Raw genomic sequence first — 19,969 nt, 5'->3', positions numbered from 1 at the left:
TCTCTACGGGCCGGTTCAGGCCATCTCGGGCACGTTCAGATGGGCGATAGCCAAATCGAACTCCGCGACTTCGAGCACCTCGGCACCGGCGTCATTGACGGCCCGGGCCCAGATCGCCTGCTCGCTGCTGCGACTGGCCACCAAAGCCGCCCGGTCGTCGAAGCTGACCGACGACACCGCGCGTCCCGAATGCCGGTCCACCAGCAGAGTGGTGCTGCAGAAACCGCGTAGCTCCTCCAGCTCGGGCATCAGCGCCAGCTTGTAGGTGTCGATCATCCGCTCGCAGCCCGCCGGGTCGGTCCGCAGCCAGGTGACACGCACCCCTGCGTGGCGCCGAGACCGGTGATCGCGGCGCACCGCGGAGATCTCCCACCGGGTGATCTCGGCGGTGGCGTGGAAGATCTCCGCGGCGCGGTCGCACATCTGCTGAGCGCCGGGCTCGCTGGCCCGCAAGGTGTCTTCATCGAGCCAGGAGGAGGTGACGATGCACCGGCCGGCGTCGCGGTCGACCAGCATGGACATACCCGCGCAGCCGTCCATATCGGCCAGGGCCGGCATCACCACGCCGCGGACGTGGGTGATCCCCTCATCGAGGAAGGACGGATGGGCGTGAATGGTCGTTGCGCGCGCGAACATGGGGGCCTCCGAGTGATCGGTGCGACGCCCCGGCGGCGCCGCCGGTCCCTTCCACCATGCTCCGGCTTCGGTGCGGGGACAACCCTTATTCGCCCACGAATTCGCTGGCTATTCGGTAGCCGGCTCCGGATCGGGCCGATGCTGGGCCCCCAATTCCGCGATCTGGGCGCCGACGCGACCCCGCAGCGCGAGGGCGGCGATGAGGCCGCCGAGCAGCGCTACCAGCAACGCCACCCAGGAGAACCGGGACAGCCAGTGCTCGGCCGCGACCCCGGCGTAATACACCAGGGCAGTGGTTCCACCGGCCCAGAAGATCGCGCCGGTCACGTTGGCGACCAGAAAGTGCGGGTAGCGCATCTTCAAGGCCCCGGCCAGCGGGCCGGCCAGGATGCGCAGCAGCGCCACGAATCGGCCGAAGAACACCGCGCTGGCACCCCAACGGCCGAAGGACCGTTCGGCGAACGCAACGTGGCCGGGGCCGAAGTGATTCGGAAAGCGCCGACCCAGACGGTCGAAGAGCGGCATACCGAATCGTCGGCCGATCGAATAGCCGATTGAGTCACCGATCACCGCGCCGATCACCGCCGCCACCGCGACTCCGACCGGATCGACCGCCAATTCGTGCCGCGACGACAGCAGCGCGGCCCCCACCAGCATCAGCTCGCCCGGCAACGGGACGCCCAGGCTCTCGATCCCGATAACCGTGCCGACGAGCAGATAGACCAACACGGGGGGGATCGAGTAAAGCAGGACATCTACCGACATGCGGCCAAGCATGCCTGACGTTGGGCAGGAAAGCCCGTCGCGACCGTGGACGGCCGGATATGCGTCGCCTAGTAGCGTTACCTCGGCGCATGGCCCGGCGGTGTGATCGAATCGAGGAGCGGTAGTGGAATTCAACCTCGCCCAAGTGTTCTCGGCAGTGGCGGCGGAAATCCCGGACCGGGATTGCATCGTCTTCGGCGATCGGCGATTCAGCTATCAGCAGATCGAGGACCGGTCCCGCCGGCTGGCGCGGGCACTGCACGAGCGCGGCCTAGGCGTGCGCCGCGAGCGCTCCGAGCTGGACCCCGACGAATCCGGCCAGAGCCACCTCGCGCTGTATCTGGCCAACGGCAACGAATATCTGGAAGGCATGCTCGGGGCTTACAACGCCCGCGTCGCGCCGTTCAACGTCAACTACCGCTATGTCGCCGACGAACTGGTCTACCTGCTGACCAACGCCTCCACCGAGGCGATCATCTACCACGCCCGGTATGCCCCCACGCTGGCCGACGCGCTGTTGCAGGCCGGCGACCGGCTGCCCGCGATGCCGCTGATCCACGTCGACGACGACTCGGGCAACGAGCCGCTGCCCGGCGCGGTGCGCTACGAGGAGCTGCTGGCCGCCACGTCCGCCGACCCGCTGGATCTGGCGCTGTCCCCGGACGATCTCTACCTGCTCTACACCGGCGGCACCACCGGTATGCCCAAGGGCGTGTTGTGGCGCCAGCACGACATCTTCGTTGGCGCGATGGGCGGCCGCGAGTTCGGCACCGGCGCCGTGCCCACCACGTTGGAGGAGATCGTCGAACGCGTCCGGACGGCAGCGGCCGCAGGCTCGATGACGGTGGCGCCGCTGATGCACGGGGCCGCCCAGTGGGCCGCGTTCATCACGCTGCTGGGCGGGCGGCCGTTCGTGATGTCGGCGACCACCGACCGGTTCGACCCGGTCGGGACCTGGGAACTGGCGGCCAAGGAGCGAGTCATTTCGCTGTCGATCGTCGGCGATGCCTTCGCACGTCCGCTCGCCGATGCTCTGGAAGCCGGCGGCCCTGGGCTGACTGACGACTTGTCGGGGCTGTTCGTGCTGGCCAGCGGGGGTGCACCGCTCACCGTGCCGATCAAGGAACGGATCTTGGATCTGCTGCCGCAGCTGTCGATCCTCGATGCCGGCGGCTCTTCGGAGACCGGCGCGCAGATGGGCCAGACCACCAGCCGCGCTCAGGCTTCGACCGGCCGCTTCACCCCGAACCCGGGGGCCGTCGTGGTCAGCGAGGATATGAGCCGCATTCTCAAGCCCGGCGACGACGAGATCGGCTGGCTGGCCCAGCAGGGATATGTGCCGTTGGGCTACCTCGGTGACCCGGAGAAATCCGCGCGCACTTTCCCGGTCATCGAGGGGATCCGGCATTCGGTCCCCGGTGATCGGGCGCGCTGGGACGCCGACGGAGGCATCGAACTGCTGGGCCGGGACTCGGTGACGATCAATTCCGGCGGCGAGAAGATCTTCGCCGAGGAGGTCGAAGCCGCCATTGCGCACCATCCCGCCGTCTACGACGTCGTGGTGGTGGGCCGGCCCAGTGAGCGGTGGGGCAACGAGGTCGTCGCGGTGGTGCAGCTGGCGCAGGGCGCCGACGCCGGGGTGGACGACATCGTCACCGAGGCCGCCAACTACATCGCGCGCTACAAGCTGCCCAAGGACGTGGTGTTCTGCGCCCAGGTGCAGCGCTCGCCGTCGGGCAAGGCCGACTACCGGTGGGCCAAGGAACAGGCGCTCGCCGCGCAACGGGTCTGAGCGCTACGGCCGGCCGGCTCAGCCGAACTGCGGCTTGCGCTTCTCCCGGATGGCGGCCAGGCCTTCATGCACGTCGGGGCCGGAGAAGCCGAGGAACTCCAGCCCCAGCGCGGTCTCGAACGCCGGCGCGAACTGCCGATACCAGTAGTTGAGGCTGTGCTTGGTGAAGCGGATCGCGTCTTGGGCGCCGTGCGCCAGGTCGTCGGCGATGCGGGTCGCGGTGGCCAGCACCTCGTCGTCGTCGACGCACTTGGACACCAGGCCGATCCGCTCGGCCTCCTCGCCGTGCAGCGTCTCGCAGGTCAGCAGGTAGTACTTGGCCTTGGCCATCCCGACCAGCAGTGGCCAGCAGATCGCCGCGTGATCCCCGGCGGCCACACCGAGCTTGGTGTGGCCGTCGATCAACCGGGCGGTGCGCCCGGCCACCGAGATGTCCGAGAGCAACGCCACCACCAGGCCCGCTCCGACGGCGGGCCCATTGATCGCCGAGATCACCGGCTTGGAGAAGTTGACCATGTTCAGCACCAGATCGCGGGCCTCCCGCAGCACCTGCATCCGTCCGGCGTGGTCGCCGACGATCTTCTCGATCAGCTCGAAGCTGCCGCCCGCGGAGAAGGCCTTGCCCTCGCCGCGGACCAGTACCGCCCGCACGTCGTCATCGCGGTCGATCGCCGGCCACACGTCGGCCAGGTCACGGTGCATCTGCGGTCCCACCGAGTTCAGGCCCGGCGAATCCAGCACCAGGTGAAGCACGCCGTTTTCGCCGGGCTCTAGCCGAAGGCTGGGAAAGTCTGAGGAGGCACGGTAACGGGGGGCGTCAGTCATCATTCGTTTCTACTCGACCGCCCCGCGCCACCGCAGCCCGACCGGAACTGTCCGGCTCGGGGAAAGCGCTCCCTGCGCGAGCCCCTGATATTCGTGAATCATCAACGATCGCAACCGTTCTCGGGACGGTGAAGTCGCCGCAGCGGGGGAGGGCCGCGGCGCCGCCTTGGGCCCCCGAGATTTAGGTTTGCCTTTCTAGTTTCTACAAAATCCCTTGTGTAAACTCTCTGCCCATGGCATATGTGATCGGGAAGCCGTGCGTTGACGTGATGGACCGGGCCTGCGTGGAGGAGTGCCCGGTTGACTGCATCTACGAAGGCGGACGAGCCCTTTACATCCACCCGGATGAGTGTGTGGACTGCGGAGCCTGCGAGCCGGTGTGCCCGGTCGAGGCCATCTACTACGAAGATGACCTCCCGGAGGAGCTCCAGCCGCACTTGGCCGACAACGCGGAGTTCTTCACCGAGGCCCTGCCCGGGCGCGATGAGGCGCTCGGCTCACCCGGCGGTGCCGCCAAGATCGGCCCGCTGGGCATCGACACCCCGCTGGTGGCCAGTTACCCACCCCAGGGGGAGTGAGCGACATCGCCAAGCCGCCTGTGCCACCTGGAGGACGTCGCCTCGACGTTCTGCGGCTGGTACAGGCCGCCGATGAACCGCTGAGCATCGCGCAGATCGCCGACGAGTTGGGGGTGCACCCCAATACGGTGCGCTTTCACCTGGACACCCTGGTTGAGGAAGGCCGCGTCGAGCACACCGAACCCGACCACAAGGGACGGGGCCGGCCTGCGCTGATGTTCCGGGCCATCCGGCAGATGGATCGTGGCGGAACCCGGCGGTTCCGGCTGCTCGCCGAGATCCTCACCATCGGTTTGGCCGCCGACTCCGATCCCAGCGGCAAAGCACTGGCCGCCGGCCGGGCGTGGGGCCATCGGCTGCGGCCCCTGCACCAACCGTCTGGGCCCGTCGACGCCGAGGAATCCACCGACCATCTGCTCGAGATGCTCGATGAGCTGGGTTTCGAACCCGAACGCCTGGCACCCGATACCACCGGAGAAGAACAACTCGGGTTGCGGCACTGCCCCTTCCTGGAGCTCGCCGAAACCTCCACCCAAGTGGTCTGCCCGATCCACCTGGGGCTGATGCAGGGAGCGCTGGAGGCCTGGGATTCGCCGGTGTCCGTCGAGCGACTGGACCCGTTCGCCAAGCCCGATCTGTGTGTGGCGCACCTGAAATCGGCGACCCTCAACGGAATCCCGGTTGACCCCTCGCCCCCCGCCACGGTGCGGGTGGAAGGGACCACGGGGTGAGTGCCGGCGCCTCGGTTGCGATCGCTGCGACATTCGTCTGGCTCGGAATGGTGACCGCGATTTCGTTCATGGAGGCGCCGCTGAAGTTTCGGGCGCCCAACGCGACCATCCCGATCTGTCTCGGCATCGGAAGACTGGTCTTTCGGGCCCTCAACACCGCCGAATTCCTGCTGGCCGCGGTCATCGCGGTCGCGTTCGTGAGCGAGCCGCCGACGGCCGGCATCGCGGTGTCCTACGTGGTCGCGGTGGCGATGCTGGCAGCTCAGGTGTTTGCGGTGCGCCCGGCGCTGGGCCGCCGCGCCGATCAGGTGCTGTCCGGACTGGAAGCACCCCGGTCGCGTGCGCACTACGCCTATGTCGCACTGGAGCTGATCAAGGTCGCCGCGCTGCTGCCGTTGGGCATTCTGCTGCTGTCTCGCTGAACCGTTTCACCCACCGAGTGAGAAGGAGTACCGATGGAATCGACCTCGCTGAATGTGTTGGCCGACGAGAAGCTTGCCGAGGCCACCCAACACCACAGCGGTCGCGCCGCCCACACCATCTACGGCGGTTCGGTGCATCACCTGCGCCAGACCCTGGTCGCCTTGCAGGCCGGCCAGTCGCTGGCCGAACATGACAGCCCGGGGGAGTCGACCCTGCAGGTGCTGCGCGGCCGGGTGCGGCTGACCGCCGGCGACGACAGCTGGGAGGGGGTGGCCGGCGATCTCGTCACGCTGCCACGCACCCGCCACGCGCTGGAGTCGCTGGAGGACTCCGTGGTGCTGCTGACCGTCGCTAAGAGCGCCTCGCACTGAGCGTGCCGCTGAGCACACCCTGGTCGCAGGGGGCGGGTCTGCGGTTGCCCATCCTCAACGCCCCGATGGGTGGGGTGGCCGGTGGCCGGTTGGCCGCCGCCGTCACCGCGGCGGGCGGGCTGGGCATGGTTGGCATGGGCAGCGCCGCCACCGCGGCGTCGCTGGCCACCGAACTGACCGCGCTCGGGGCCGCACCGCGGTTCGGGATCGGTTTGGTGGACTGGGTGATCCGCGATCAGCCGGACCTACTCGAGGCCGCATTGGCTGCCGGTCCCACGCTGCTTTCGGTCAGCTTCGGAACCGACCTGTCCTGGGTGCAGCGTGCCCACGCGGCCGGAATCCTGGCCGTCACCCAGGTCTATGACGCCGAGACGGCCCGCCGTGCCCAAGACGCCGGGCTGGACGCGCTGGTGGCGCGCGGCGCCGAGGGCGGCGGCCACGGGGAGATCCGGCTGGCCACGCTGCCACTGCTCGACGCGGTCCTGGACGCCGTCGAGGTTCCAGTGCTGGCCGCCGGCGGGATCGCAACGCCGCGCAGCCTGGCCGCCGTGTTGGCCGCAGGTGCCGCCGGGGCGTGGCTGGGCACCGTCCTCTCGGCGTGCCCCGAAGCGCTGACCGGTGAGGCTGCCCGCCGCGCGCTGATCGCGGCCGCCGGCACCGACACGATCACCACCCGGGTCTTCGACGTCGGACAGCGGCTGGACTGGCCGGCGCGGTTCCCATCGCGGGTGCTGCGCAACGAGTTCACCGGCCGCTGGGGCGGTCGCGAGGACGCGCTGGCCGGCGATCGGGAGGCGGGTGCGGAACTGGCCGCCGGGATCGCCGCCGGCAACCAGCGCGTCGCGCCGGTCGATGCGGGGCAGGGCGTGGGAATGCTTACCGACAGCCGGCCGGTGGCGGTGGTCCTCGACGAACTGTGCGCCGGGGCGCAACGCCTGCTGGCGCGCTGGAGCTGACCAGCGGGGGTCAGACCGCCCGCAGATACCGTTTGGCGATAGTGCGCTGGGTCAGCCGCCCGACCGGGCCGCCGACTTTCGTCCACCAGGTGGCGGGCCGGGAGAACGCCCGAACGTGGGCGTAGACCGTCTCATCGGCCGGGTCGTAACGCGCCGAGAACAGCTCCTCACCGGACTCAGGATGCCCCTCCAGCGTGCCGTAGGCGAAGCCGCGCCGGTCGGGCTCGTTCACGACATAGACCACCCGGCACGGTGCGCTCATAAGACCGAGGCGTACCAGTGCCACCGTGTCCACCTCGGCGACATCGCTGTCGGCGTCCACCCGCACGCCCACGCCTGCGCCGCGTTGCATTCCCCAGCGCAGTACCGCGTCGGCGGCCTGCTCAAAACGCTGACGGCCCCGACCGATCGGCGCGGTCAGGTCGAGGTGGTGATACCCGGCGGGCAGTGCTCCGGCAGTGGCGCCCACTTCGGCATAGGTAAGCGGCAACCCGCGCAGCGTGCTCAAGTCCACGGCCCAACCTTGCCATCGCGGGCGTGCCGCCGACACCGCAATCGCCGGAACGTTAAATAGGGGGGTGAATGCCCCACACGCCGGCGGCGGCTTTAATCCGCCCGAACCGACCGAGAGGGGCGGGCCGGACTACGGTCGGTTCCTGGAGACCATGCGCGCGCTGCAGGACCACGCCCGCGCCGTCGACGCTCCGGCCGAGGTGATCACTCGGGCGGCCGACGCGCTGCAGGAGGTCTGCGACCTGCTGGCCCCCTACGACACCGACGAATGGTCGTCTCCGTCCGGGCGCCGGTTGGACCTGCCGATGCGCGGCAATCTGTTGCCGGTGCCGATGAAGCTCAAGAAGCACGACGACGGGCGACTGCGCGGCTGGGCTAGGTTCCGCAGATTCCACCTGGGTCGCAACGGTGCGGCGCACGGCGGCGCTATCGGGCTGCTGTTCGACTCGGTGCTGGGCACAGCGTCCTGGATGCTGACCGGGGGGCCCTATCAGCGCACCGCCTACCTGCACCTCAACTACCGTCAGATCGTCCCGATCGACAAGGAACTGCAGGTCGAGGCGTGGGTCAGCCGGACGGAGGGCCGCAAGATCTACGTCGAGACCCGACTGTGCGACGGCGACACCGTCCTGACCGACGGAGAGGCATTGTTCGTAGTGCTCAAACCCGGCCAACCATGACGCCGTGTACTCGCGAATTGTTCGCCACCAGCGCCCCGATAGCATGGTCGCGGACGTTTCTAGCCCCTAGCACCCCCTTGGAGACCACGTCATGACCGCGCCCGCCATCCCCGCCCCGGCAAGCCCGATCCGGGTGGCTGCCGGGACAACCGCGGCCGCAGCGGTACGCGCGGCGGGCCTGCCCGACCGGGGAGCCCCCAATGCCATCGTGGTGGTACGCGACGCCGAGGGCCGACTGCGCGACCTGAGCTGGATTCCCGAGGCCGACGCCGACGTGACCCCGGTGGCCGCAGACACCGACGACGGCCGCAGCGTTATCCGGCACTCGTGCGCCCACGTGCTGGCCCAGGCGGTCCAAGACCTGTTCCCGGCCGCCAAGCTCGGCATCGGCCCGCCGATCACCGACGGGTTCTACTACGACTTCGACGTACCCGAGGCGTTCACTCCCGAGGATCTGGCCAAGCTGGAGAAGCGGATGCGCGCCATCATCAAGGACGGGCAACTGTTCTCCCGGCGCGTCTACGAGTCCAAGGATGCTGCTCGCGCGGAGTTGGCCGGTGAGCCCTACAAGCTGGAGCTGGTCTCGGAAGATTTTGGCAAGTCCAATGACCCGGACATCATGGAAGTCGGCGGGGACGAGCTCACCGCCTACGACAACCTGAATCCCCGTACCCGGGAACGGGTTTGGGGTGACCTGTGTCGCGGCCCGCACATCCCGACCACCCGATTCATCCCCGCGTTCAAGCTCACCCGCTCCTCGGCCGCCTACTGGCGCGGTGACCAGAAGAACGCCAGCCTGCAGCGTGTCTACGGCACCGCATGGGAATCGCAGGAGGCGCTGGACAGTCACCTCGAATTGATCGAGGAGGCGCTGCGCCGCGACCACCGCAAGCTCGGCGTCGAGCTGGACCTGTTCAGCTTCCCCGACGAAATCGGTTCGGGCCTACCGGTTTTCCACCCCAGGGGCGGAATCATCCGCCGCGAGCTGGAGGAATACTCGCGGCGCAAGCACATCGAGGCCGGCTACCAATTCGTCAATACCCCGCACATCACCAAGTCCGAGCTCTACGAGACCTCCGGCCACCTGGAGTGGTACCGCGAGGGCATGTACCCGGCAATGCACATCGACGCGGAATTCGCCGAGGACGGAACCCTGCGCAAGCCGGGCCAGGACTACTACCTCAAGCCGATGAACTGCCCGATGCACCACCTGATCTTCCGGTCGCGTGGGCGCTCCTACCGGGAACTTCCCTTGCGGCTCTTCGAGTTCGGCAGCGTCTACCGCTACGAGCGTTCCGGCGTGGTGCACGGGCTGACCCGGGTGCGCGGGATGACCCAGGACGACGCGCACATCTACTGCACCCGCGAAAGCATGCGTGACGAGCTGGCCTCGTTGCTGCGCTTCGTGCTCGACCTGCTCGCCGACTACGGGCTGGACGACTACTTCCTGGAGCTGTCCACCAAAGACCCGGAGAAGTACGTCGGCTCCGACGAGGTGTGGGAGGAGGCGACCGACACCCTGCGCGAGGTCGCCGAGGCGTCCGGATTGACCCTGGTGCCCGACCCGGGCGGTGCGGCCTTCTACGGGCCGAAGATCTCGGTGCAGGTCAAGGATGCTCTGGGCCGCAGCTGGCAGATGTCGACCATCCAGCTTGACTTCAACATGCCCGACCGCTTCGAGCTGGAGTACACCGCCAGTGACGGAACCCGCCAGCGGCCGGTGCTCATCCACCGGGCGCTGTTCGGCTCGATCGAGCGCTTCTTCGGTGTGTTGACCGAGCATTACGCCGGTGCTTTCCCGGCATGGCTGGCGCCGGTCCAGGTGGTCGGCATCCCAGTTGCCGACCAGCACGTGGCCTACCTGGACGACCTCGCGGCGCAATTGCGCCGCAACGGCGTGCGGGTCGAGGTCGACGCCAGCGACGACCGGATGCCCAAGAAGATCGTCAACCACACCAACCAGAAGGTGCCGTTCATGCTGCTGGCCGGCGACCGCGATGTCGAGGCGGGCGCGGTCAGCTTCCGGTTCGCCGACCGCACCCAGATCAACGGGGTGCCGCGCGACGAGGCGGTGGCGGCCATCGCCGGTTGGATTGCCGCACGCGCCAACACCGTGCCGACCGCGGAGGCGCTCAAAGCGGGCCTTGAGGCGGGCCCCAGAACGGGCGAGGCGCAGTGAGCGGCGACCAGGCCGGCGGGGAGGCGATCGTCGACACCGGCGCCGGTGAGCCCGACCGACTGGAGCGACTCTGGACGCCCTACCGGATGACCTACCTGGCCGAGGCCCCGTTGAAGCGTGCGGAATCCGGATCGGCGCGCTCCACCCAACCGTTTACCGACATCCCCGCGCTCTCAGATGAGGACGGGTTGGTGGTGGCGCGCGGTGCACACGTCTATGCGGTGCTCAACCTCTACCCCTACAACCCAGGGCATCTCATGGTGGTGCCCTACCGGCGGTTCTCGGAGTTCGAAGACCTCACCGACGACGAGGGCGCTGAGCTGATGGCCTTCATTCAGAAGGCGATCCGCGTCATCAAGGCCGTGTCACGCCCGCACGGGTTCAACGTCGGGATGAACCTCGGCGAGTCGGCCGGCGGTTCGCTGGCCGAGCATCTGCACGTGCATGTCGTGCCGCGCTGGGGCGGTGACGCGAACTTCATCACGATCGTCGGCGGTTCCAAAGTGATCCCGCAGTTGCTGCGCGACACTCGCCGGCTGCTCGCCGACGAGTGGGCCACGCAGCAATGAGCAGACTGCCGTTCCTGTCGCGGGCGACGTTCGCCGGCATCACCACGCCGGTGGCACGAGTCCTGTTGCGAGCCGGCCTCACCGCAGACATCGTCACGATGGTGGGCACCGCCGGTGCGGTGCTGGCGGCGCTGACACTGTTCCCGACCGGCCAGCTGTTCGCCGGAACCTTGATCGTCTGGTTCTTCGTGCACTTCGACATGGTCGACGGGGCAATGGCCCGGCAAAGCGGCGGTGGCAGCGCGTTCGGCGCCGTCCTGGACGCCACCTGCGACCGCATCAGCGACGGCGCGGTGTTCTGCGGGCTGGCCTGGTGGGCGGCGTTCGGCCTGAACAACCCCCCGCTGGTGGTGGCCACCCTGATCTGCCTGGTCACCTCGCAGGTGATCTCCTACATCAAGGCCCGTGCGGAGGCCAGCGGACTGCGTGGTGACGGCGGCTACATCGAACGTCCCGAACGGCTGATCATCGTGCTGGTGGGCGCCGGGTTGTCCGACCTGCCGGTTTTCCCGCTGCCGTGGGCGTTGCCGGTGGCGATGTGGCTGCTGGCGGTGGCCAGCCTGATCACCTGCGCCCAGCGGCTGCACACAGTCCGGACCTCGCCAGGAGCGGTGGAGCCGCTGCCGCAGATGTCCGACGGCTCCGACGGTCAGGAAACCACGGGCCCGTGACCTTCATCCCGAACGGCCTGCGAGTTCCCGGGCTCAGTCAGCTCGATGCCTGGGCCACCGACGCCGGATTCGCGGCGGGCTGGATGTTGGTGCGCGCGATGCCCGAATTCGTCGCCCGCAACGCGTTCGACGCCGGTGCCCTGTTCGCCTCGCGCGGCGGGGGACCCGAACAGCTGCGCAAGAACTTGGCCCGCGTCATCGGGGTGAGCCCGCCGCAGGTGCCGGCGGAGCTGATGCGCGCCTCGTTGGCGTCCTATGCCCGGTACTGGCGGGAGGCTTTTCGGCTGCCCACCATGGATCACGCAGCACTGGCGGCGCAGCTGCACGAATCGGTGCGGGGGCGCGACAATGTCACCGCGGCACTGACGGCCGGCCGCGGGGCGGTGCTGGCGTTGCCGCACAGTGGCAACTGGGATATGGCCGGGGTGTGGATGGCCCAGACCCACGGCGGGTTCACCACCGTCGCCGAGCGCCTCAAACCCGAGTCGCTCTACCGGCGGTTCCTGGCGTTTCGGGAGAGCCTGGGTTTCGAGGTACTGCCGTCGTCGGGTGGTAGCCGCCCGCCTTTCGAAATACTGACCGAGCGATTGTCCGACAACGGGCTGGTATGTCTGATGGCCGACCGCGACCTGAGCCGCAACGGGGTGACGGTCGACTTCTTCGGTGAGCCCACCCGGCTGCCGGCCGGCCCGGCCAAACTCGCGCTGGCAACCGGCGCGGCCCTGTTGCCGGCGTACTGCTGGTTCGACGGCGCGGGATGGGGCGTGGACATCGGTGCCCCGCTGGACTGCAGCAGTGGGGATGTCGGCGTGATCACCCAGGCGCTGGCCGACAAGTTCGCCGAGGGTATTGCGACTTACCCGCAGGACTGGCACATGATGCAGCCGCAATGGATCGCCGACCTTCCCGAATCGCGACGGGCGCGCTTGGGGGAGACCTGATGCGGATCGGCATGGTCTGCCCCTACTCGTTCGATGTACCGGGCGGGGTGCAGGCACATGTGCTGCAACTGGCGGAGGTGCTGCGCGCCCGCGGACATCACGTCAGCGTGCTGGCGCCTGCGTCGCCGGACGTCGCGCTGCCCGAGTACGTGGTATCGGCCGGCAAAGCCGTCGCGATCCCTTACAACGGCTCGGTCGCCCGGCTGCAGTTCAGCCCGGCGGCATATCGCAAGGTCAAACGGTGGCTCATGCAGGGCGACTTTGAAGTGCTGCACCTGCACGAGCCGAATGCACCCAGCCTGTCGATGCTGGCACTGAACGTGGCCGAAGGCCCGATCGTGGCGACGTTTCACACCTCGACGACCAAATCGCTGACGCTGAGCGTGGTGCAAGGCCTGCTCCGGCCGATGCACGAGAAGATCATTGGCCGCATCGCGGTCTCGGATCTGGCTCGGCGCTGGCAGATGGAGGCCCTGGGCTCTGACGCGGTGGAGATCCCCAACGGGGTCGACGTGGCCGCATTCGCCACGGCGCAGCCCCTGCCGGGCTATCCGCGCGCAGGGCGAACGGTGCTGTTTCTCGGTCGCTACGACGAGCCTCGCAAGGGGATGGCGGTGCTACTGGGGGCACTTCCGGCGTTGGTTGAGCAGCACAGCGACGTTCAGGTGTTGATCGTCGGCCGCGGCGATGAGGACGAATTGCGCCGTAGCGCAGGGAAATTGGCTAGCCACCTGCGTTTCTTGGGGCAGGTCGACGACCCCGAGAAGGCGTCGGCCCTGCGCAGCGCAGACGTGTACTGCGCACCGAACACCGGCGGGGAGAGCTTCGGCATCGTGCTGGCCGAGGCGATGGCCGCCGGCACCGCGGTGGTCGCCAGTGACCTGGACGCCTTCCGTCGGGTGCTGAGCGACGGGGAGGCCGGCCGGCTGGTGCCGGTCGATGACCCCGCGGCGCTGGCCGCCGCCCTGATCGAGGTCCTCGATGACGAGACGCTGCGGGCGTCGTACGTGGCGGCCGGGGCCGAAGCGGTACGCCGCTTCGACTGGCCGGTGGTTGCCGACCAGATCATCCGGGTCTACGAGACGGTCGCCGGGGTTGGCAGCAAGGTCACGGTGGGCGACTGATGGAACTGACCATCGTGGCGACAGTGCTGGTCCTGGTCGGGGTGGCGGTGCTGGCCGCCGCTGTCGCCTGGGCATACCAGACCGCGAACCGGCTCAACCGGCTGCACGTGCGCTGCGACCTGTCCTGGCAGGCGCTGGACGGGGCGCTGGGGCGCCGAGCGGTGGTGGCCCGGGCCGTGGCGATCGACGCCTACGGGGACCAGGTGGCCGGCCGGCGGCTGGCTGCCCTGGCCGATGTCGCCGAGCGGGCTCCGCGCCACGAGCGTGAGGCCGCCGAGAACGCTTTGTCGGCCGAGCTGGCGATGGTCGATGCCGAGTCGCTGCCCCATGTGATGGTCGCCGAGTTGGCGGACGCCGAAGCCCGAGTGCTGTTGGCACGCCGGTTCCACAATGACGCGGTCCGTGACACGGTGGCACTGCGTGAACGTCCGTTGGTCCGAGCCCTCCATCTCGGTGGCACCGCTCCGATGCCGACGTACTTCGAGATCGTCGAGCGAGCAGGCATGGCTGCCCACGGTGGTCGCGGCGTGCTGGATCCGCGCGTTTCGGCGCGAGTGGTGCTGCTGGACGAAACCGGATCGGTACTGCTGCTATGCGGCCACGATCCGGCCCTGCCCGATGATGCGGCCAACCCGGCGCCGCGCTGGTGGTTCACCGTCGGCGGGCAGGTGCTGCCCGACGAGCCGCTCGCCGAAGCGGCGGCGCGCGAACTGGCCGAGGAGACCGGTTTGCAGGTCGCCCCGGGCGAGCTGGTCGGACCGATCTGGCGCCGCGACGCCGTGTTCCATTTCAACGGTGAGCGTCTCAACAGCCAGGAGTTCTTCTTCGCCTACCGCACTGCGCGCTTCGAGCCGTCCGGGGCCGGCCGCACCGGGCTGGAGCGTCGTTATCTGCACGGGCATCGTTGGTGTGACACCGCAGAGATCACGGCGCTGGCCGCCGACGGTGAAAAGGTCTACCCAGTGCAACTGGGTGATCGTCTCGCCGAGGCCGCCCGGTCGGCCGACGGTGGCACAGGAGAAGATGGAAGTCTTCGCCGGATTTCCTGACCTGCGCGGCTTAGGCTGAACACGCCTCGGGCGAATCATCCTCGCTACCCAGGGAGCCGCCATGCCAACACATCGCGCTGTGCACGTAGCGGAAGTTGATGCGCCACTGACCCTTGTCGATGTCGACACCTCCCCGCCGGGCCCCGGTCAGGTCCGTATCGCCGTGGCCGCCTGCGGTGTCTGCGGCACCGACCACGCCTTCGTCAACGGTGGCTTCCCTGGAATGACCTGGCCGGTGACACTGGGACACGAGATCGCCGGCACGATCGCCGAACTGGGGCCGGGAGTGACCGACTGGCATCTGGGTGAGCGGGTTGCGGTGGGCTGGTTCGGGGGGCACTGCAACCACTGCATTCCTTGCCGCAAAGGCGATTTCATCCACTGTGCCAATGGTCAAGTGCCCAGCTGGCACTACCCGGGCGGATACGCCGAATCGGTGACCGTTCCGGCCAACGCGCTGGCCCGGATCCCCGACGAGTTGTCCTTCGTCGAAGCCGCTCCCATGGGCTGCGCGGGCGTCACCACCTACCACGCGCTGCGGTCTACCCGGGCGCGACCGGGGGACCGGGTCGCTGTGCTCGGGCTGGGTGGTTTGGGGCACCTGGGCGTGCAGTTCGCCCGGGCGATGGGTTTCGAGACGATCGCGATCGCACGTGGAGAAGGCAAGGAAGCCGATGCGCTCGCGCTCGGTGCCCACCACTACATCGACTCGACCGCCGGCGACGTCGCTGCGGCGATGGCGGCGCTGGGCGGTGCGTCGGTGGTGCTGGCCACTGCGGCCAATTCGCGAGCGATGGCCGACACGCTGGGCGGGTTGGCACCGAGGGGGGAGCTGGTGATCATCGGGGTCACTGGCGAGCCGCTGCCGATCGCCCCCGTACAGCTGATCACCCCCGGGCTCAGCGTCACCGGCCACCCGTCGGGCACCGCCCGCGATGTCGAGGAGACCATGGCCTTCGCGGTGCTGTCCGGGGTTCGGGCCCGTGTCGAGGAGCGTCCGCTGGCCCAGGCCGCCGAGGCCTACGCCGCCATGGAGCAGGGCCGGGCGCGCTACCGCATGGTCCTGACCGTCTGACCAACTGACCGACGTGCGGATTCAGGCGGCAGGAAGAGTCGCGTCGTAGTCCCAGCGGGTCGGCGGTTTCATGCCTGGCGGCATCCAGCCGATGAACAGGTGGCCGCCGGGGTGGGCGCTGCGCGTGGGCATGACACCCAACGCCTCCCGCACCTCCCTGATGGGCTTATCCAGCAGCTCTTCGTAGGGGGCTGCCATCAAGTTGTCGGCGCGCTGGCCGCGGCGGACCGCTTCACGGAAGTATCGGATCTTGCGCCACGGCGAGGCCGGTATGACCGGTCCGAGCAGCCCGAGGGTCAGCGTCTTGAGGGCGCCGGACGGTTCCATCTGGCCGCAGTGGAAGCCCAGGTTGCCGAACTCTCCGCCCATGTCCGGGCCATAGCCGCCCAGGGTGTGGAACATGTCGTGCAGGGCGGTGCCGCGCCGCATCATGTAGAAGAAATCGTCGTCCCAGCCGCGGCGCTCGGCGATCGGCCGGATCACCGTGTCCACGTCGAAGACGCCTGCATCCAATCGATTGGTGCGCAGAAACGATCGGTAGGCATGGCCGAGCGAGCCGTGCGGCAGCGAGGCCAGATAATCGTCGTCACCGAGCAGCGCCAACAGGTCCGGCTTCTCGGCGAACAGGCGCCGGCCGTTGGGATGCGCCCGCAACTGGTGATAGCTGCGGGCCAGGATCGGAGCCGCCAGGCCGACGATCAGTTCGAACGCCGAGCCGCCGTTGCGGCCTGGATCGGCCAACAGACGCCACGAGCCGAACACGGCCTGCCAGTCTCGTTGCTCGGGAACACCGGCAATCGTTGCGGCCATGCGACGAACCCTCCCTCGGAAAGCGCGGGGAATCCAGTGAGGCTAATAATAGACAGATGAGTTGGAATGTCCATATATTCCGCGCGGATCGGGTATGACGGTGCGCGGGCGGGGCCGACCGCCCGGTGGGGGCAATCCGCCCGAACACGCGCGAGAGCTGCTCCTGGACGCCGCCGAGCGGTCCTTCGCCGACCGTGGCTACCGGGCCTCCACGATGCAGGTCATCGCGCGGGAAGCCGGCTACACCCGCGCGGTGATCTACCGCCACTTCGCCACTCGTGACGAGCTGTTGGACGCGTTGGTGGTCCGGGTGGCCGGACGCAAGATCGCCGAGATCACCACCCGACTGCACGCAGTGGCCGGGCCTGGGGATCTGGTGACGGAGTCGCTGGTGATCGTGGCCACCGAAATCGGCCAGGACCCGCTGCTGCGGGTGATCTCCGAGCACACAGATGAGGGGAACGTCGCGGCGCTGATCGCCCGGTCGGCGACGCTGGGTGAGCTGCTGGCCGGGCTCTATGAAGCGGGATTCCGGCAGGCCGGCCCACAACTGCGGGCCGGCCTGTATTCGGGCGATGCAGCCCGGTTCGTGCTGTCGACCGCACTGGGATTACTGCTGGGCCTCATCCCCGGTGTACATGACGCCGACCAGGTCCGCCGCTATGTCCGGGTGTTCGTGTTGCCTGCGCTGCTCGCCGATCCACCTCGGGCGGAGCCCGTGTTCACGGCGCAGCGGCAATGAGCGGGAAAACCGCTGGCGTCGGCCCACTACACTGAGCGGGTATTACAGGCCAGCAAGGAGAAGCATTCAGTGGACAGCGCGGCGCAGAACGGTTCGGCACCCGACGGACAAACGGGTACTGCGCGAGTAAAGCGTGGCATGGCCGAGATGCTCAAGGGCGGCGTCATCATGGACGTCGTCACCCCGGACCAGGCCCGCATCGCTGAGGCCGCCGGCGCCGTCGCGGTGATGGCACTGGAGCGGGTGCCAGCCGACATCCGTGCCCAGGGCGGGGTTTCGCGGATGAGCGACCCGGACATGATCGAGGGCATCATCGCCGCGGTCACCATCCCGGTGATGGCCAAGGTACGCATCGGGCACTTCGTCGAGGCGCAGATTCTGCAGAGCCTCGGGGTGGACTACATCGACGAGTCCGAGGTGCTCACCCCCGCCGACTACACCCACCACATCGACAAGTGGCAGTACACCGTGCCGTTCGTATGCGGGGCGACCAACCTGGGCGAGGCGCTGCGCCGGATCACCGAGGGCGCGGCCATGATTCGCTCCAAGGGGGAGGCCGGCACCGGTGATGTCTCCAACGCCACCACCCACATGCGGTCCATCGGTGGCGAGATTCGCCGGCTCACGTCACTGTCTCAAGACGAATTGTTTGTTGCCGCAAAGGAACTGCAGGCACCATACGAGCTGGTCGCGGAGGTCGCCCGGGCCGGCAAGCTGCCGGTGACGCTGTTCACCGCGGGCGGCATCGCCACCCCGGCGGATGCGGCCATGATGATGCAGCTGGGCGCCGAGGGTGTGTTCGTCGGTTCCGGCATCTTCAAGTCCGGTGACCCCGCCGCGCGTGCCGCGGCGATCGTCAAGGCCACCACCTTCTACGACGACCCAGACGTGTTGGCGCGGGTATCGCGCGGGCTGGGCGAGGCGATGGTCGGCATCAATGTGGAGGACATCGCGCAACCGCACCGGCTTGCCGAACGCGGCTGGTAGAGGTGGCGATGAGCGCTTGCGCGAAGAGCAGACGGTCATAGCGTGGCGATCGAAGAGATCCTTGATCTCGAACAGCTCGAGGTCAACATCTACCGCGGGAGTGTGTTCAGCCCGCTGTCCGCGGACAACCAGCGTACCTTCGGTGGGCACGTAGCCGGTCAGGCCCTGGTGTCGGCGGTGCGCACCGTGGATCCGCGCTACCGGGTCCACTCGCTGCACGGATATTTCCTGCGTCCCGGAGATGCCAAGGCGCCCACCGTGTTCACCGTGGAGCGGGTCCGCGACGGCGGTTCGTTCTGTACGCGGCGCGTCAACGCCATCCAGCACGGTGAAACCATCTTCAACATGTCGGCCTCGTTCCAGACCGAACAACAGGGCATTGAGCATCAAGATGTGATGTCTGAGGCACCAGACCCTAAGGACCTGCCCGACATCGCCGCGATGAAGGCCTTCGACGACGAGGGCTTCAAGGCGTTCGCCGAGTGGGATCTGCGCCGGGTGCCGCGTGAGCAGCTGCCGCACATCCCGGGCAAGGTCGCCGAGCAGCAGGTCTGGTTCCGTCATCGCGACCGGCTGCCCGACGATCCGGTGCTGCACATCTGTGCGCTGGCCTACATGAGCGACCTGACCCTGCTGGGCACCTCCTGGGCGATCCACCCCGGCGAGCGTGACCACCTGCAGGTGGCGTCGCTCGATCACGCGATGTGGTTCATGCGCCCATTCCGGGCCGACGAATGGCTGCTCTATGACCAGTCGTCGCCGTCGGCGGGCGCCGGCCGGGCGTTGACCCAGGGCAAGATCTACAACCGGTCCGGGGACATGGTGGCTGCCGTCATGCAGGAGGGGCTGACCCGATACCCGTCCGGATACCACCCGACGGACCAGTGAGCGGCCCGCGCATCGGCGTGCTCGCATTGCAGGGCGACGTCCGTGAACACCTTGCCGCGCTGAGCGCTGTCGGTGCCGATCCGGTGCCGGTACGCCGCCGCCGCGAACTGGATGAGGTCGACGCGCTGCTGATTCCCGGTGGCGAGTCGACCACGATCAGCCATCTGCTGCGTGAGCTGGAGCTGGTAGACCCGCTGCGGGCCCGGTTGGCAGACGGGATGCCGGCGTACGGTTCCTGTGCGGGAATGATTCTGCTGGCCAGTGAGATCCTCGATGCCGGTGCGCAGGGGCGTGCCGCGATTCCGTTGTCAGGGATCGATATGGCCGTGCGGCGCAACGCTTTCGGTCGCCAGGTCGATTCTTTCGAGGGTGACGTCGATTTCGACGGATTGGACGAACCGGTGCACGCGGTGTTCATCCGAGCACCCTGGGTGGAGCGAATCGGCCCCGGCGTTGCGGTGCTGGCCGAGGCCGCCGGCCATCCGGTCGCGGTGCGGCAAGGTCGCGTGCTGGCCACCTCATTTCACCCGGAGGTGACCGGCGACCGGCGTATTCACCGGCTGTTCGTCGATATCGCCTCGGGCCAGGCCTGACCGTCGCGCCCGCGGCCGGCCGCCCGTTGGGTGACCGGGAATGCGGTCGCCCAGACCGGCCAGGCATGATG

The 19,969-nt window shown here is 68.4% G+C and carries 23 protein-coding genes; 18 read left to right on the top strand and 5 right to left on the bottom strand.

Features of this window, described 5'->3' with window-relative positions; translation table 11 throughout:
- Positions 1–15 precede the first annotated feature (15 nt).
- Entirely contained in the window at positions 16–636 is a 621-nt protein-coding gene (locus tag ACKY0W_RS12770) for a hypothetical protein (RefSeq protein WP_409434355.1), read from the bottom strand.
- Positions 637–744: 108 nt separating this feature from the next.
- Positions 745–1,401: a DedA family protein gene (locus ACKY0W_RS12765; RefSeq protein WP_406781394.1), complete on the bottom strand. Its 657-nt coding sequence runs from the start codon at positions 1,399–1,401 to the stop codon at positions 745–747.
- 124 nt (positions 1,402–1,525) lie between these two features.
- On the opposite strand from ACKY0W_RS12765, the gene ACKY0W_RS12760 reads away from it, so the two are divergent.
- Positions 1,526–3,193 (top strand): acyl-CoA synthetase, encoded by a 1,668-nt coding sequence (locus ACKY0W_RS12760; protein WP_409434354.1) that lies wholly within the window; start codon positions 1,526–1,528, stop codon positions 3,191–3,193.
- An 18-nt stretch (positions 3,194–3,211) separates the two neighbouring features.
- On the opposite strand, the gene ACKY0W_RS12755 is transcribed toward ACKY0W_RS12760, so the two are convergent.
- A complete protein-coding gene (locus ACKY0W_RS12755) occupies positions 3,212–4,018 on the bottom strand; it encodes an enoyl-CoA hydratase/isomerase family protein (RefSeq protein WP_409434353.1) in 807 nt (268 codons plus the stop codon).
- Positions 4,019–4,251: 233 nt separating this feature from the next.
- Here ACKY0W_RS12755 and fdxA point away from each other — a divergent pair, with 233 nt between their 5' ends.
- The 5 genes from fdxA to ACKY0W_RS12730 all read left to right on the top strand — a co-directional run bounded on the left by fdxA (position 4,252) and on the right by ACKY0W_RS12730 (position 7,077).
- A complete protein-coding gene (gene fdxA, locus ACKY0W_RS12750; protein WP_406759060.1) occupies positions 4,252–4,596 on the top strand; it encodes a ferredoxin in 345 nt (114 codons plus the stop codon).
- On the top strand, positions 4,593–5,327 hold the full coding sequence (locus tag ACKY0W_RS12745; RefSeq protein ID WP_409434352.1) for a helix-turn-helix transcriptional regulator: 735 nt from the start codon (positions 4,593–4,595) through the stop codon (positions 5,325–5,327). The genes fdxA and ACKY0W_RS12745 overlap by 4 nt, the downstream gene beginning before the upstream one ends.
- A complete protein-coding gene (locus tag ACKY0W_RS12740; RefSeq protein ID WP_409434351.1) occupies positions 5,324–5,749 on the top strand; it encodes a hypothetical protein in 426 nt (141 codons plus the stop codon). Before ACKY0W_RS12745 ends, ACKY0W_RS12740 begins: the two co-directional genes overlap by 4 nt.
- A gap of 33 nt (positions 5,750–5,782) precedes the next feature.
- Positions 5,783–6,121 (top strand): cupin domain-containing protein, encoded by a 339-nt coding sequence (locus ACKY0W_RS12735; RefSeq protein WP_409434350.1) that lies wholly within the window; start codon positions 5,783–5,785, stop codon positions 6,119–6,121.
- Between the two features lie 65 nt (positions 6,122–6,186).
- On the top strand, positions 6,187–7,077 hold the full coding sequence (locus tag ACKY0W_RS12730; protein ID WP_409437769.1) for an NAD(P)H-dependent flavin oxidoreductase: 891 nt from the start codon (positions 6,187–6,189) through the stop codon (positions 7,075–7,077).
- A gap of 10 nt (positions 7,078–7,087) precedes the next feature.
- Here the strand turns inward: ACKY0W_RS12730 and ACKY0W_RS12725 are convergent, their stop codons facing one another.
- Positions 7,088–7,591, bottom strand: a complete 504-nt coding sequence (locus ACKY0W_RS12725) for a DUF1990 domain-containing protein (RefSeq protein ID WP_409434349.1) — start codon at positions 7,589–7,591, stop codon at positions 7,088–7,090.
- Positions 7,592–7,655: 64 nt separating this feature from the next.
- Between ACKY0W_RS12725 and ACKY0W_RS12720 the strand changes: the two genes are divergently transcribed.
- From ACKY0W_RS12720 to ACKY0W_RS12685, 8 genes are all read left to right on the top strand, one after another.
- Positions 7,656–8,270 (top strand): PaaI family thioesterase, encoded by a 615-nt coding sequence (locus tag ACKY0W_RS12720; RefSeq protein WP_409434348.1) that lies wholly within the window; start codon positions 7,656–7,658, stop codon positions 8,268–8,270.
- Between the two features lie 91 nt (positions 8,271–8,361).
- Complete coding sequence (gene thrS, locus ACKY0W_RS12715) at positions 8,362–10,449, top strand: threonine--tRNA ligase (protein WP_409434347.1); 2,088 nt, start codon at positions 8,362–8,364, stop codon at positions 10,447–10,449.
- Positions 10,446–11,018 carry an HIT family protein gene (locus tag ACKY0W_RS12710; protein WP_409434346.1) on the top strand — a complete coding sequence of 191 codons (573 nt, stop codon included), beginning with the start codon at positions 10,446–10,448 and terminating at the stop codon, positions 11,016–11,018. The genes thrS and ACKY0W_RS12710 overlap by 4 nt, the downstream gene beginning before the upstream one ends.
- Positions 11,015–11,689, top strand: coding sequence for a phosphatidylinositol phosphate synthase (gene pgsA / locus ACKY0W_RS12705; protein ID WP_409434345.1), 675 nt, complete (start codon positions 11,015–11,017; stop codon positions 11,687–11,689). The genes ACKY0W_RS12710 and pgsA overlap by 4 nt, the downstream gene beginning before the upstream one ends.
- A gap of 17 nt (positions 11,690–11,706) precedes the next feature.
- A complete protein-coding gene (locus ACKY0W_RS12700) occupies positions 11,707–12,630 on the top strand; it encodes a phosphatidylinositol mannoside acyltransferase (RefSeq protein ID WP_409437768.1) in 924 nt (307 codons plus the stop codon).
- The gene (locus ACKY0W_RS12695; protein ID WP_409434344.1) at positions 12,630–13,754 is read left to right on the top strand and encodes a glycosyltransferase family 4 protein; all 1,125 of its coding nucleotides are present in this window, start codon (positions 12,630–12,632) and stop codon (positions 13,752–13,754) included. The genes ACKY0W_RS12700 and ACKY0W_RS12695 overlap by 1 nt, the downstream gene beginning before the upstream one ends.
- Complete coding sequence (locus ACKY0W_RS12690; RefSeq protein ID WP_409434343.1) at positions 13,754–14,803, top strand: NUDIX hydrolase; 1,050 nt, start codon at positions 13,754–13,756, stop codon at positions 14,801–14,803. Before ACKY0W_RS12695 ends, ACKY0W_RS12690 begins: the two co-directional genes overlap by 1 nt.
- Before the next feature lie 61 nt (positions 14,804–14,864).
- Positions 14,865–15,878: an alcohol dehydrogenase catalytic domain-containing protein gene (locus tag ACKY0W_RS12685; RefSeq protein WP_409434342.1), complete on the top strand. Its 1,014-nt coding sequence runs from the start codon at positions 14,865–14,867 to the stop codon at positions 15,876–15,878.
- A 21-nt stretch (positions 15,879–15,899) separates the two neighbouring features.
- Here ACKY0W_RS12685 and ACKY0W_RS12680 read toward each other — a convergent pair whose 3' ends face one another.
- Positions 15,900–16,688 (bottom strand): Coq4 family protein, encoded by a 789-nt coding sequence (locus ACKY0W_RS12680; RefSeq protein ID WP_409434341.1) that lies wholly within the window; start codon positions 16,686–16,688, stop codon positions 15,900–15,902.
- 94 nt (positions 16,689–16,782) lie between these two features.
- On the opposite strand from ACKY0W_RS12680, the gene ACKY0W_RS12675 reads away from it, so the two are divergent.
- The 4 genes from ACKY0W_RS12675 (at position 16,783) to pdxT (ending at position 19,898) form a co-directional block, all read left to right on the top strand.
- On the top strand, positions 16,783–17,430 hold the full coding sequence (locus tag ACKY0W_RS12675; protein WP_406781399.1) for a helix-turn-helix domain-containing protein: 648 nt from the start codon (positions 16,783–16,785) through the stop codon (positions 17,428–17,430).
- 69 nt (positions 17,431–17,499) lie between these two features.
- Entirely contained in the window at positions 17,500–18,417 is a 918-nt protein-coding gene (gene pdxS / locus ACKY0W_RS12670; RefSeq protein ID WP_406759045.1) for a pyridoxal 5'-phosphate synthase lyase subunit PdxS, read from the top strand.
- 42 nt (positions 18,418–18,459) lie between these two features.
- Positions 18,460–19,305: an acyl-CoA thioesterase II gene (gene tesB, locus ACKY0W_RS12665; RefSeq protein ID WP_409434340.1), complete on the top strand. Its 846-nt coding sequence runs from the start codon at positions 18,460–18,462 to the stop codon at positions 19,303–19,305.
- Complete coding sequence (gene pdxT / locus ACKY0W_RS12660) at positions 19,302–19,898, top strand: pyridoxal 5'-phosphate synthase glutaminase subunit PdxT (protein ID WP_409434339.1); 597 nt, start codon at positions 19,302–19,304, stop codon at positions 19,896–19,898. Before tesB ends, pdxT begins: the two co-directional genes overlap by 4 nt.
- Positions 19,899–19,969 lie beyond the last annotated feature (71 nt).

This window comes from Mycobacterium sp. SMC-14 (genome assembly GCF_046250075.1).
Taxonomy (GTDB): domain Bacteria; phylum Actinomycetota; class Actinomycetes; order Mycobacteriales; family Mycobacteriaceae; genus Mycobacterium.
This window is presented reverse-complemented; position numbering and strand designations above follow the sequence as displayed.